This window comes from Serratia grimesii NBRC 13537, assembly GCF_001590905.1.
GTDB classification, from domain to species: domain Bacteria; phylum Pseudomonadota; class Gammaproteobacteria; order Enterobacterales; family Enterobacteriaceae; genus Serratia; species Serratia grimesii.
In genome coordinates this window covers 443557-456777 of sequence record NZ_BCTT01000003.1, presented here as the reverse complement: position 1 = coordinate 456777, position 13221 = coordinate 443557, and the positions used below count along the sequence as shown (strand labels likewise).

The following is a 13221-nucleotide window of genomic DNA, read 5'->3' as shown; positions in this document are numbered from 1 at the left end:
TCGTTTGAACGGCCGGAATCATAACGGGGTGTTGGCGGCATGTCAAAGGCGGATTACGCATTCTGTGACTGTTTGCTTACAGAATGCGCAACCCGTTGAGGTTTTGGCAGATTTAGCCTAGCTCTGCGCGTTTTAAACGCAGTTGATAATGGTAATGGCTGCGACTAAGCAGGTAATCCGCATTGACGCTCGGGCTCCAGGAATCGTCACCGCCAACCCCCATATGGAAACCGTCCAGATTAAGCCAGGTACCGGCTTCCGGTTGCAGCAGGTGCTGGTGGCTACAGTCCATCAATTGGCGCAGGCCGTAGCGGCTGAGCGAGAAGTGGAACAACCCGTCAATGTGCCAGTCACCGTACTGTAGGCTGCGGGTGTCACAGCGCAGGCCATTCTCGCCGGGGAAGATATACGGCGTGTGCAACTCCTCCAGCGGTAGTTGCCAACGGCCGAATTGCGCAGCGAGGCGGCGATCCGGGTAGTTCTCATGCGGGCCGAGGCCCAACCATTTTACCTGCGGATGGATTTCTGCCAGTTGGCAGCTTAGGCCAATACGTGCCGGTGGTGGCAGGCTGGCGGCGATCTCTACGTCGACACTGACGCTGACCGTGCCTTGGCTGTCGAACAGCCATTGTTTGCGGCTGCGCAACAGCGTTAGTCCATCAACCCCGAACCGATGTTCGCTCACCACCCGTACGCCGTCGCTCAACGGATCAGCCTGCAACAGCGTGCAGCGTTCTTCCAACCGATACATGCCCGCCAGCTTCCAGCGTTCGACCCAGGCGTTGGGATCGATACGTTCGACTTCGCTGACACCGATGTCGTTATCCAGTGGGGCGCGGACAAAGTTATCGTGCAGCGGGGTCAACAATTGTGGGCGATCGTGTTGCCACCACTGGGTTAAACAGCCATTGTCGCGTGTAAACTGCCAGCGTTGGCTGCCGTGGCTGATCACAATCGTCTGGTCATTTTGGCTGAGTTGTGGCGCTACGCCGTTCGGTGTGGGCGGCGGCAGATGCAATGAACGTGGTACTAACCATTGGTCCCAGGCACAGCGATGGTTCGCCTCGGACCAGTCTGTGGCTTGGGGTTGCACCACTTCTACATTCAGCCACAGTTCGCCGGGTTGGTGGAGCATCGGCAAACGGTCGATCAGATGAATACGGGCGCTGCCTTGTGGGGGTAAGGAGAGATCAACGCTGCCGCTGGCGCGCTCTGTGCCATCCAATTCCAGCCGCCAATTCAGCCGCTCGTTATCGGTATGGCGGAACAGATACTCGCTGCTGACGGTTAGCGTCAGCGTATCGGCGTCGAAGGTAAACTGGAAAAATTGCTGTGCACGTTGCGCTTCAAACAACGCGGGGTGTGGCGTGCGATCGGGGAATACCAACCCGTTAAGACAAAACTGGCGATCGTTAGGTGTGTCGCCAAAGTCACCGCCGTAAGCCCAGTATTCCTCACCGTTTTCGCCGCGGCGGGTGAGCGCCTGGTCGACCCAGTCCCAAACGAAGCCCCCTTGCAAGCGCGGATACTGGCGGAAAGCCTGCCAGTAACGGTCAAAGCCGCCAAAGCTGTTACCCATCGCATGAGCGTATTCACACAGGATTAGCGGTCGCGACTCATCTGGCAGGCCGATCCACTTTTTGATCGACCATTTGGGTACGGCAGGGAACGGCTGATCCTGATCGACCCGTGCATACATTGGACAGAGAATATCGGTCGCGGGGCTGTTGGCACCGCCACCTTCGTACTGAACCGGGCGAGTGGGATCCTGGCTTTTCACCCAGCGGTAAAGGGCGTCATGGTTGCTGCCGTGGCCAGACTCGTTGCCCAGAGACCAGATTATGATGCAAGGGTGGTTGCGATCCCGTTGCACCATGCGCGTCACGCGTTCGCTCATTGCCGGCAACCATAGCGGATCGTCAGACAATCGGTTCATCGGCTGCATGCCGTGGGTTTCAATATTGGCTTCGTCAACCACATACAGGCCATAACGATCGCACAGCCGATACCATAACGGGTGGTTCGGATAGTGTGAGCAACGCACCGCATTGAAGTTGTGTTGCTTCATCAGCAGGATGTCATGGCGCATTAACGCCTCATCCATCACTTGTCCGTGCTCTGGGTGATGCTCGTGGCGGTTGGTACCACGAATCAGCAACGGCTGGCCATTCAGCTTCAACAGGCCATTGCTGATTTCTACCTGGCGGAAGCCGATATCATAAGCTTCCACCTCAATGATTTCTCCCTCTGCTGACAGCAAAGCAAGCGTTGCACGGTACAACGTGGGGGTTTCCGCGCTCCACAACGCCGGCTGTTCTACCGGCAGGCGCAGGGTAGTGCGGTCATCATAGGCACCGCGTTCGTCGACAATCTCGCTGCCGATCGCCTGGGTTTTCTCCCCCACGAGCAGGCCATCGCGCCACAGCTGCAACTGCACCCGGTGCTGCGTTGGCCGGTTGACGTGGACTTCTGCCACCAGTTCGCCGCGGCAGAAACTGTCGTAAAGTGGGGTGGTAATACGAATATCGCTCAGATGTGTGGCTGGTTTATGCAGTAGGGTGACGTCGCGAAAAATTCCGCTCATACGCCACATATCCTGATCTTCCAGATAACTGCCATCGCACCAGCGCAGCACCATCACCGCCAGCCGGTTTTCACCTGCCAACAGCCAGGGACTGAGATCAAATTCAGCGGGCAGGCGACTGTCTTGTGAATAACCAACCCAATGACCGTTGCACCACAGATAAAACGCCGAGTTGACGCCGTCAAAGACAATGCGTGTCTGCCCCTCAGCCAACCACGCAGGATCAACCGTAAAGTGCCGGGAATAGCAGCCTGTCGGATTCTGTTCCGGTACCCGTGGCGGATTAACCGGAATGGGATAACGGACGTTGGTGTAGATCGGCGCATCATAACCGGCAAGCTGCCAGTTGGACGGCACGTTAAGCCGATCAGCGTCGCGCAGATCCTGCTGCAACCAACTGTCCGGCACCGCCTCTGGACGATCAAAATAGCTGAAGCACCAGTCACCATTTAGTGTTTGCCGGCTTTTACTGGCGACATCGTCACGTGCAGCGTTCAGTTCGCGCCAGCTGGAAAACGGTGGATGTGCCGCTAACCGCTGGTAATGGATACAGGCCGGGTTTTGCCAGTCCTGGCGAGCGAGAATGTCTTTCAGGGAAGGATGGGGCAGGCTACTCATCGGCGATCGTCCTGTCGGCAGATTATTAAATCATGCCGAATAAGATGCTGACGAGTACAAGAAAAGTAAAGCGGTTACATACAACCTTGCAGGGCCGATCAAATAACCGTTTATTCAGGGGGAAGAGAACGATAGATCCGCTGTGGACGGCCCACCTTGCCGTAAATGATTTCGGCACGCAGTTGTTGTGCGGCGGTGCAAAATTCCAGATAGCGACGTGCAGTTGTACGGCTTAATCCCATTTTTTGCGCAACGCTTTCAGCTGTGTGACTTTCCGTCGGGGGATCAAACAAGGCGCGGATTTTAACCAGCGTCAATTCATCGATACCTGCCGGCAATGCTGCCTGCTGCTCACCTCGTGCATAGGTGTTGAACATCTGGTCGATACGACGTTGGTTAAGGCGCGCTTTGTCCTTCAGCGCCTGGCGCCGCTGGCTGAAGCGTAATAAGGTGTGGGTCAGACGATCATAGGCCAGCGGTTTGATCAGGTAATCAAACACCCCATAACGCAGCGCTTCGGCGACGGTATCCATATCACTGGCGGCAGTGATAAACACGATACCGCCGGTATACCCCTTTAACGTCAGTTCCCGCAGCAGCTCAATACCCTGACCATCGGGCAGGAAGTTATCCAGCAGGATCAGATCCGGTTTGAAGCGGTCGGCCATCATGCGCGCCTGCGCCAAGGTGCCGGCCAGCCAGATTTGCCGACACCCCCCGTTCTGCCGAATAAATTCAGCATGCATCTCTGCCAGCGGCGTTTCATCTTCGACGATCAGTATGTTCAACCATTCCATAGTAAAACCTACGATTGAAATAAATATGCTAAGTAAATGTAAGTGAATTGCATCATCAAATAAAGATTATCTCAGTAATAAACACCATAAAAATAATTAAGTAAATAAAGAACATTAAATAACTTATTAACCGGAAGGGGTTTGTGAAATAGGTCAATAATTCGATGTTTTTTTCTGCTTACCATTGTTTTATTACGTCAGTAGTAAGGTTTTAACGGTTTTATCTTTATGGTTTTTAAGGTTTTAATTATCCGAAAGATGTTAATTGATGTTCTTATTTGTTTTTAATTTGTTGTTTAATGGTTAATCCAGAGAGCGTGTTATGTTGGGCGATGCCGTATTTAACCGAGTGAAAAGGTCAGATCATAAAAATATTGCACAGATTAATACCTTCCTGCGCAGTAACGATCTGAATATCGATACTACGGTTGAAATATTTATTACCGTTACACAAAACGATAAGTTGGTCGCTTGCGGTGGCATTGCACACAATATTATCAAATGCGTTGCCATCAGCCCACAAATGCGCGGTGAAGGGCTGGCGTTATCGCTGGCAACCGAACTGGTGAATCTGGCGTATGAACGCCATCACACCCAACTATTTATTTATACCAAAATTCAAAATGAACCGCTGTTCCGTCAGTGTGGCTTCTACCCAATTGCCCGTGTGCCGGGCATCGTGGTGCTGATGGAAAACAGCCCATGCCGTTTGAAGCGTTATGCTGCGCAGTTGGCGGGACAGCGTCGGCCGGGCAACACCATTGGCAGCATCGTAATGAACGCCAACCCTTTCACGCGAGGGCACCAATACTTGGTGCGCAAGGCAGCAGAGAAGTGCGACTGGCTGCACCTGTTTTTAGTGAAGGAAGACACCTCACGTTTCAGCTACGAAGACCGACGGCGCTTGGTGCTGGCGGGCACGACGGATATTCCCAATCTGACCGTGCATGAAGGATCCCAGTACGTCATTTCACGCGCCACATTCCCGTGTTACTTCATTAAAGACCAGGGCATTGCCGACGATTGCTACACCGAAATCGATCTGAAGATCTTTCGTCAGTATCTGGCACCCGCTCTGGGTATCACCCACCGTTTTGTCGGCAACGAACCGTTCTGCGCAGTCACTGCGAAGTACAACCGTGACATGCGCTACTGGCTGGAAACCCCAGCTTTGTCCAGCCCGCCTATCGCGCTGGTAGAAATTGAGCGTTTGCAATATCAGGGTGTGGCGATCTCCGCCTCTTGGGTTCGCAAACTGCTGGCTGCTGGCGACTTTCACGCTGCTGCGCCACTGGTTCCGCCAGACACCCTCTACTACCTACAAGATTTGCAAACGCAGCGCCGGGCCAAACCGGCGGCAAAATCCTTTGAATCCGCACAATCAGGTGAAAGATGAAAATTATCCGAGAAGCAATGGCCGGCACGCTGGAATCCAGTGATGTCATGGTACGCATCGCGCCCGCAGAGGGGCCGGAACACGATCTGCTGATCGCCAGCAGCGTGGAAAAACAGTTCGGTGAAGCCATTCGCCAGACGCTGCTACAGGTATTGCAACACTATCAGGTGGAGCCGGTACAAGTGATGGTGGATGACAAAGGTGCACTTGACTGTGTGCTACGAGCCCGGCTGGAAACGGCGCTGATGCGTGCCAGTGACAATGGTCAACTGCCATGGGGGGCGCGTAATGAAAAAGCTGAATAAACACCGCCTGCGCCGCAGCATGTTGTTCGTGCCGGGCGCCAATGCGGCGATGGTGAGTAACGCCTTTATTTATCAGGCCGATGCGTTGATGTTCGATCTGGAAGACTCGGTGATTCTGCGTGAAAAGGACGCGGCACGGCGGCTGGTGTACCACGCGCTGCAACATCCGCTGTATCAGGAGGTGGAAACCATTGTGCGCGTTAACGCACTGGATTCTGCCTATGGGCTGGCAGATTTACAGGCGGTGGTACGCGGCGGGGCGGACATTGTTCGCCTGCCGAAAACCGACAGTGCGCAGGACGTGGTGGACATGGATCGTGAGATTGCTGCTATCGAAGCCGACTGCGGACGCCCGGTCGGCAGCACCGGTCTGCTGGCAGCGATTGAGTCGGCGGCGGGGATCACTCAGGCGGTGGCGATTGCTCACGCTTCCCCACGCCTGGTTGGTATTGCGCTTGGGGCGGAAGACTACGTGCGCAATCTGCGTACTGAACGCTCACCGGAAGGCATTGAGCTGCTGTTTGCACGTTGCTCGTTACTACAGGCGGCACGGGCAGCGGGTATTCAGGCTTTCGACACCGTGTATTCCGACGCTAATAACGAAGCGGGTTTCCTGCAGGAAGCGGCGCTGATCAAACAGCTCGGCTTCGACGGCAAATCCCTGATTAACCCCCGGCAAATTGAACTGCTGCACAACCTGTATGCGCCAACCGCCAAGGAAGTGGCTCACGCCCAGCGGGTGGTGGATGCCGCGGCGGCGGCGGAGCAGGAAGGGCGCGGGGTCGTGTCGCTCAACGGCAAGATGGTCGACAGCCCGGTGATTGAACGCGCGCGGCTGGTATTGCAACGCGCAGCGCTCTCCGGCATCCGCGAAGCATCGGTTCAGCACGGAGAGGAAGCATAATGAAACGTCAACAACGACTGATGACTCTGAAAAATTTGGCGGATTTACGCTGCTATCAGGATGCCTCCAAGGCCAATCAACAGGCGCGCAAACCACGTGATATCAAACGCTGTGACACGCTGGAACAGGCGGTGCGACGCAGCGGTTTGCAGGACGGCATGACCATTTCTTTCCACCATGCGTTTCGCGGCGGCGATCTGGCATTGAATCAGGTGATGGAAACACTGGCAGCGATGGGGTTCCGTAACCTGACACTGGCTTCCAGTTCACTGAGCGAATGCCATGCACCGCTGGTCGGTCATATCCGTAATGGAGTGGTGAGCCGTATTTATACTTCCGGCCTGCGCGGCCCATTGGCGGATGCCATCTCCCGTGGCCTGCTGGCCGAACCGGTGCAGATCCACTCCCACGGTGGCCGGGTAAACCTGATCGAATCCGGCGAGTTGAGCATTGACGTCGCTTTCCTGGGAGTACCGGCCTGCGATGAGTTCGGCAATGCCAACGGCTACAGCGGGGAAGCCTGCTGTGGCTCGCTGGGCTACGCCAAAGTAGATGCCGATGCTGCGGGTACCGTGGTGCTACTCACTGAGAAGATCGTACCGTACCCACATCATCCGGCCAGCCTGGCGCAGGATCGGGTTGATCTGATCGTTCAACTGAAACAGGTCGGTGACGCTGACAAGATCGGTGCCGATGCCACCCGTATGACATCCAACCCGCGCGAATTGCTGATCGCCCGCCGGGCCGCCGAAGTGATCGCCGGCTCCGGTTACTTTACCGAAGGTTTTTCGCTGCAAACCGGTACCGGTGGTGCTTCGTTGGCGGTGACGCGTTTTCTGGAAGACAAAATGCGTGCACGTGACGTGCGGGCGGGTTTTGCGCTTGGCGGTATCACTTCGACCATGGTGGATCTGCATGAAAAAGGGCTGATCGCCAAATTGCTGGACGTGCAGAGTTTTGATCGCGCAGCGGCGATGTCGTTGGCGCGTAACCCACATCATATCGAGATCAGCGCCAACCAATACGCCAATTTCAGCTCGAAGGGGGCCTCGGTCGATCGGTTGGATGTGGTGGTACTGAGCGCGCTGGAAATTGACACCGGCTTTAACGTTAACGTGCTGACGGGCTCCGATGGTGTATTGCGCGGGGCTTCTGGTGGTCACTGTGATACCGCAGCAGCTGCACGGTTGGCCATTATCGTGGCACCGCTGGTACGTGGCCGCATCCCGACATTGGTAGAGCAGGTGACCACCTGTGTGACGCCGGGTTCCAGTATCGACATTTTGGTTACCGATCATGGTATTGCCGTTAACCCGGCCCGTCCGGAACTGGCGCAGCGGTTGCAAGAGGCCGGTTTGCCGGTAGTCGGCATCGAGTGGTTGCGTCAGCGTGCGCTGCTGCTGACCGGGGAGCCGGAGCCGATCGCCTTTACCGACAAAGTGGTGGCGGTCGTGCGCTACCGCGATGGTTCAGTGATAGACGTGGTGCATCAGGTGGTGGAGTAAGCCTATGCCTTGTGTCCTGCCAGAACTCGCCGCCAACCGTGCAGTAAGCCTGCCTGAACTGCTTACCAGCCGTGAATGCCGCCGGGCACGCCAACTGGCGTGGTTGTCGCAACATCAATCCACTCTGCTGGTGCTGACGCTGGTGGTACCTGGTGCGATAAAAGACAGCGGTCTGACGCGCAATATTTTCAACCTAGGTTGGCAGGCGTTGCAGCAAATGGGGCGCGAGCAGGGTTGGCAGTGCCTACAGTCGGAAACGCTGGCGCTGTCTACCGGCTGTGAAGGCTTTATGGCGCTGCAGGCGGATGCTCAACGGGTGAAAGACTGCGCCATTCAATTAGAGGTGCAACAGCCGATTGGCCGCTTGTGGGATATCGACGTGCTGGACGCACAGGGGCGCATTTTGTCGCGTCGTGATCTGGGGATGGCGGAACGTCGTTGCCTGTTGTGTAACCAACCGGCCAAACTCTGCGCCCGCCAGCGGCAGCACAGCAGTGAAGAGTTACTGCAAGAAATGGAAAGGATGCTCAATGATGCGCTCGCTACCCGTTGATCCTGCCAGCTGCACGCCTCAGCCGGAGGTTAACGGCTTTGCCCACACCGCCTACCGTGCACTGCTGGTGGAAGTGAATCTGACACCCAAACCGGGGCTGGTGGATCGCCATAACAACGGTGCCCACCGGGATATGAATATTGGCCATTTTTACCGCAGCGCCCGCGCCATCGGTATCTGGCTACCGCGTTTTATCCGTCAGGGCCGTGATGATGCATGTCGCCCGGTAGCCGAGCAGCTCCTACGGCTGCGCCCACTCGGCCTGGCCTGTGAAAACCACATGTTCCAGGCCACGGGCGGCGTTAATACCCATAAAGGCAGCGTATTTTCGCTCGGCTTGCTGTGTACCGCTTTCGGTCGTCTGTCCCAGCGGCAACACGTCATCGATGCCACGTCGTTGTGTGTCGAAGTGGCGGCGATGTGTCGCGGGCTGGTGACACGTGAGCTGCAACAGCACAACGCGTTACAAACCGCTGGGCAACGGTTGTACGCCAGGCATGGTCTGAGCGGCGCTCGCGGCGAAGCGGAGTCTGGCTTTGAACGGGTGATTAACGGTGCGTTGCCGCTGTATCGACAACGGCTGAATGCCGGGTGCGACGAGCAGACAGCGCTGATGGACAGCCTGCTGTGGTTAATGGCCAACAACGATGACACCAACGTGGCTTCGCGCGGCGGCATTGATGGTTTGCGCTGGTTACAACAGCGTGCCGCTGAGCTGCTGGCACAGGGGGGCGCGCAGGGTGAGCCGGGTATTACTCACCTACGGCGGTTCGACGCCGAATGCATCACGCGCAATCTCAGCCCCGGCGGCAGCGCTGACCTGTTGATTGTCACCTGGCTGTTGGCTCAGTTACCGAACTAAAAACAATAACTCGTCTTCAGGAGAAACTTATGTCCGAAACCAAGGAAAAAATCTGGAAAGCGCTAACGCCGTTATTGGTGTTGGCGATCCTGCTCTGGATACCCACGCCCGACGGTATGCCGCCGCAGGCCTGGCGTTATTTCGCCATTTTTGTGGCGATGATTGTCGGCATGATTCTGGAGCCTATTCCGGCGACGGCGATCAGTTTTATCGCTGTGACACTCAGTGTGCTGAGTGCCAATTGGGTGCTGTTTGGTGCGCAGGAACTGGCAGAACCGGGCTTTAAGGCCGGTAAAGAAGCGCTGAAATGGGGGCTGGCAGGGTTCTCCAGTACCACCGTCTGGCTGGTATTCGGCGCATTTATCTTTGCGCTCGGGTATGAGGCCACGGGGTTAGGGCGACGCATCGCACTGTTTCTGGTGAAGTTCATGGGGAAGCGAACGCTGACGCTTGGCTATGCCGTGGTGATCATCGATATCCTGTTGGCACCTTTTACCCCGTCCAATACCGCGCGTACCGGTGGTACCGTATTCCCGGTGGTGAAAAACCTGCCGCCGCTGTTTGACTCGTTCCCCAATGATCCCTCCTCGCGCCGTATCGGCGGCTACCTGATGTGGATGATGGTGGTGGGCACCAGCATCAGCTCCTCAATGTTTGTCACCGGTGCTGCGCCCAACGTGCTGGGGATTGAGTTCGTCAGTAAGATCGCCGGGGTGCATATCAGTTGGATGCAGTGGTTCCTGGCGTTCCTGCCGGTTGGGCTGTTGCTGTTGATTATCGCGCCGTTGATCTCCTATTACCTATACAAACCGGGTGTGACCCACAGTAGCGAAGTGGCGACCTGGGCGAATACCGCGTTGAGTGAAATGGGCAAGTTGACGCGTAAGGAATACACGCTGATTGGTCTGGTGCTGCTCAGCCTGTGTCTGTGGGTGTTTGGCGGCAAGGTGCTTGACGCAACAACGGTTTGTCTGTTGGCGGTCTCGCTGATGTTGGCATTGCACGTGGTGTCTTGGAAGGAGATCACCAAATACTCCAGCGCCTGGAACACACTGGTTAACCTGGCGACGCTGGTGGTGATGGCCAATGGCTTAACACGTTCCGGTTTTATCGACTGGTTTGCTCAGACCATGAGCACCCACCTGGACGGTTTTTCACCGAATATGACGGTGGTGGCTCTGGTGCTGGTGTTTTACTTTGCTCACTATCTGTTTGCCAGCTTGTCAGCGCACACTGCAACCATGCTGCCAGTGATCCTGGCGGTCGGCAAAGGGCTACCGGGGGTTCCGATGGAACAACTCTCAATGTTGCTGGTGTTGTCGATCGGTATCATGGGGGTACTGACACCGTACGCGACTGGCCCAGGGGTGATCATCTATGGCTGCGGCTATGTGAAATCGAAAGATTACTGGCGTATGGGCGGTATTCTCGGTGTGGTGTATATCGCGGCACTGCTGTTGATCGGCTGGCCAATCATGCGTTTGTGGCTGTAAGTTTTTGAGTTAACGGCGGCCATCTGCGGATGGTCGCTGGGCAGACCTCTCCTTGTGATACCTATCACACACTTTCCCCGTTAACCTCGCCATCATAACGACGACAAAGCTAACACATTAAAAATAATCATATTCCTGGAGCCTCTGCGGATGAAAATAAAAACCTTATTGCTGTGCTTGCCGTTATTTATGACAGGGACTGCCCTGGCGGAAACCAACGACTACCAACTGGAACAGGTGCTGGTGATGAGTCGCCATAACCTGCGTGCACCGTTGGCCAATAACGGCAGCGTGCTGGCGCAGTCAACGCCCAAAGCCTGGCCGACTTGGGACACTCCGGGTGGCTTGTTAACCACCAAGGGCGGGGTGTTGGAAGTTTACATGGGGCACTATTTTAATGCGTGGCTAAAGCAAACTGGGGTACTGCCGCAGGAAGGCTGCCCGACTGCCGGCAGTGTTTATGTCTATGCCAACAGTTTGCAACGCACGGTCGCGACTGCGCAGTTCTTTACCAACGGTGCTTTCCCCGGCTGTGATGTCAGCGTGCACCATCAGGACAAAATGGGGGAGATGGATCCGACCTTCAACCCGATCATCACTGACAACAGCGAAGCTTTCAATCAACAGGCGCTGGGTGCCATGAACGCCGAACTGGCCTCGTTGAAACTGGATGCGGCCTATAAGCAATTGGAAAAAATCATCGATTACAAAGATTCCAGCGCCTGTAAAACCGACAAGCACTGTGATCTGACCAAAGAAGCCAGCAAAATGAGTGCGGTACCGGGCAAAGAGCCGGGTGTGGCTGGGCCACTGCGGGTAGGCAACTCACTGGTGGATGCCTTTATGCTGCAATATTACGAAGGCTTTCCGATGAAAGATGTCGCCTGGGGCAAAATCACCACGCCACATCAGTGGAAGCAGTTGGCGCAGTTGAAAGATGGCTATCAGGATTCGTTATTCACCTCGCCAGTGGTGGCGCAGAACGTGGCCAAGCCGCTGCTGACCTACATCAACGGCGCATTGATTGGCGAACGCAAGCCAGATTCGCCGAAAGTCACGGTGCTGGTGGGCCACGACTCTAACATTGCCTCTTTGCTGTCAGCGATGGAGTTCAAGCCGTACCAACTGCCGCATCAATATGAGAAAACCCCGATTGGGGGCAAGCTGGTGTTCCAGCGTTGGCACGATAAGAAAAATGATCGTGACTTGCTGAAGATTGAGTACGTGTATCAATCTACCGATCAGTTGCGTAATGCCACCCCGTTGACGCTCAAGACCCCACCGCAACGCGTGACGATGGCGTTAAAGGGTTGTCCGATTGATAAACAGGGATATTGCGCCTGGAGTGATTTCGAGAAAACCATGAAAGGCATTCTGTAATCCTGCCGTTCCTCTCCTCCGGTTGCGGGGGAGAGGAATAATCATTGTTGCCTTTCAGTTCGGCGTCTAAAATTAGCGGTCTGCGCACTCAACATGGACGACACGTGTTCTCATCTTTTATCCCCAATATTGAATGGCTGAACCTGGATGATTATCCGGGGCAGGTTGTGCGTTGCCGTTTTTCTTTGGCAAATTATCAGGACAGCTGCTTCGCTGACATTGGCATGGCAATCCCCGATCATTTGACGCGGGCGGTACCCAAAAGGCGGGCGGAATATTTGGCCGGGCGTTATTTGGCGCGGGCGTTGTTGATACCTCAGGGATTTGCTGATTTCACCTTGTTGCGTGGTGAAGACCGTGCACCGCAGTGGCCGCAGGGGATTGCCGGTGCAATCAGCCATAATGCAAATACTGCGCTTTGCGCCGTGCATCGGGAGAGCGGGCTGGGTGGCGTGGGGTTGGACGTTGAAACGTTAATCCCCACTGCACGGGCGGAGGAGCTGTGGGGGGCTATCGTCAGCGAGACGGAATATGAATACCTTCGCGCTCAACCGCTGGCATTTAACCACGCGTTGACGTTGGTGTTCTCCGCCAAAGAAAGCCTGTTCAAAGCGTTGTACCCGCAGGTGCGCAACTATTTTGATTTTCTCGATGCGCGCCTGGTGGCGCTCGATGCGTACCAACAGACCTTTGAATTGGAACTGCTCAAGCAGCTCACACCTTCTTGCCATGCTGGGCGCTGTTTTAGCGGGCGCTATTGGCAAGAAGGTGACGACGTCACAACCTTTATTTTCTTATAAAGAGTAATTTAATCAAATAAGTAC

The 13221-nt window shown here is 55.5% G+C and carries 11 protein-coding genes; 9 read left to right on the top strand and 2 right to left on the bottom strand.

The genetic code is table 11. The features are described 5' to 3' along the window. Nucleotides 1–112 precede the first annotated feature (112 nt). On the bottom strand, nucleotides 113–3202 hold the full coding sequence (locus SGR01S_RS04520; protein ID WP_061806663.1) for a beta-galactosidase: 3090 nt from the start codon (nucleotides 3200–3202) through the stop codon (nucleotides 113–115). Between the two features lie 110 nt (nucleotides 3203–3312). Further along, entirely contained in the window at nucleotides 3313–3999 is a 687-nt protein-coding gene (dpiA, locus tag SGR01S_RS04515) for a two-component response regulator DpiA (protein WP_037417021.1), read from the bottom strand. Nucleotides 4000–4321: 322 nt separating this feature from the next. Between dpiA and citC the strand changes: the two genes are divergently transcribed. From citC to SGR01S_RS04470, 9 genes are all read left to right on the top strand, one after another. Further along, the gene (gene citC, locus SGR01S_RS04510; RefSeq protein WP_061806662.1) at nucleotides 4322–5395 is read left to right on the top strand and encodes a [citrate (pro-3S)-lyase] ligase; all 1074 of its coding nucleotides are present in this window, start codon (nucleotides 4322–4324) and stop codon (nucleotides 5393–5395) included. After that, nucleotides 5392–5700: a citrate lyase acyl carrier protein gene (citD, locus tag SGR01S_RS04505; protein WP_037417027.1), complete on the top strand. Its 309-nt coding sequence runs from the start codon at nucleotides 5392–5394 to the stop codon at nucleotides 5698–5700. The genes citC and citD overlap by 4 nt, the downstream gene beginning before the upstream one ends. Continuing rightward, nucleotides 5684–6604, top strand: a complete 921-nt coding sequence (gene citE, locus SGR01S_RS04500) for a citrate (pro-3S)-lyase subunit beta (protein ID WP_061806661.1) — start codon at nucleotides 5684–5686, stop codon at nucleotides 6602–6604. Before citD ends, citE begins: the two co-directional genes overlap by 17 nt. After that, nucleotides 6604–8109 (top strand): citrate lyase subunit alpha, encoded by a 1506-nt coding sequence (citF, locus tag SGR01S_RS04495; protein ID WP_061806660.1) that lies wholly within the window; start codon nucleotides 6604–6606, stop codon nucleotides 8107–8109. The genes citE and citF overlap by 1 nt, the downstream gene beginning before the upstream one ends. Before the next feature lie 4 nt (nucleotides 8110–8113). Continuing rightward, on the top strand, nucleotides 8114–8662 hold the full coding sequence (gene citX / locus SGR01S_RS04490) for a citrate lyase holo-[acyl-carrier protein] synthase (protein ID WP_061806659.1): 549 nt from the start codon (nucleotides 8114–8116) through the stop codon (nucleotides 8660–8662). Beyond that, nucleotides 8643–9524, top strand: a complete 882-nt coding sequence (gene citG, locus SGR01S_RS04485) for a triphosphoribosyl-dephospho-CoA synthase CitG (RefSeq protein WP_061806676.1) — start codon at nucleotides 8643–8645, stop codon at nucleotides 9522–9524. Before citX ends, citG begins: the two co-directional genes overlap by 20 nt. 29 nt (nucleotides 9525–9553) lie before the next feature. Next, nucleotides 9554–11017 (top strand): anion permease, encoded by a 1464-nt coding sequence (locus SGR01S_RS04480; RefSeq protein WP_037417038.1) that lies wholly within the window; start codon nucleotides 9554–9556, stop codon nucleotides 11015–11017. Between the two features lie 150 nt (nucleotides 11018–11167). After that, nucleotides 11168–12397 (top strand): bifunctional glucose-1-phosphatase/inositol phosphatase, encoded by a 1230-nt coding sequence (gene agp / locus SGR01S_RS04475; protein ID WP_061806658.1) that lies wholly within the window; start codon nucleotides 11168–11170, stop codon nucleotides 12395–12397. Nucleotides 12398–12501: 104 nt separating this feature from the next. Beyond that, nucleotides 12502–13197, top strand: a complete 696-nt coding sequence (locus tag SGR01S_RS04470) for a 4'-phosphopantetheinyl transferase family protein (protein ID WP_061806675.1) — start codon at nucleotides 12502–12504, stop codon at nucleotides 13195–13197. Nucleotides 13198–13221: the final 24 nt, after the last annotated feature.

Coding starts and splice junctions, on each gene's coding strand:
- SGR01S_RS04520 (WP_061806663.1), bottom strand. CDS start 3,202: ATGAGTAGCCTGCCCCATCCTTCCCTGAAAGACATTCTCGCTCGCCAG.
- dpiA (WP_037417021.1), bottom strand. CDS start 3,999: ATGGAATGGTTGAACATACTGATCGTCGAAGATGAAACGCCGCTGGCA.
- citC (WP_061806662.1), top strand. CDS start 4,322: ATGTTGGGCGATGCCGTATTTAACCGAGTGAAAAGGTCAGATCATAAA.
- citD (WP_037417027.1), top strand. CDS start 5,392: ATGAAAATTATCCGAGAAGCAATGGCCGGCACGCTGGAATCCAGTGAT.
- citE (WP_061806661.1), top strand. CDS start 5,684: ATGAAAAAGCTGAATAAACACCGCCTGCGCCGCAGCATGTTGTTCGTG.
- citF (WP_061806660.1), top strand. CDS start 6,604: ATGAAACGTCAACAACGACTGATGACTCTGAAAAATTTGGCGGATTTA.
- citX (WP_061806659.1), top strand. CDS start 8,114: ATGCCTTGTGTCCTGCCAGAACTCGCCGCCAACCGTGCAGTAAGCCTG.
- citG (WP_061806676.1), top strand. CDS start 8,643: ATGCGCTCGCTACCCGTTGATCCTGCCAGCTGCACGCCTCAGCCGGAG.
- SGR01S_RS04480 (WP_037417038.1), top strand. CDS start 9,554: ATGTCCGAAACCAAGGAAAAAATCTGGAAAGCGCTAACGCCGTTATTG.
- agp (WP_061806658.1), top strand. CDS start 11,168: ATGAAAATAAAAACCTTATTGCTGTGCTTGCCGTTATTTATGACAGGG.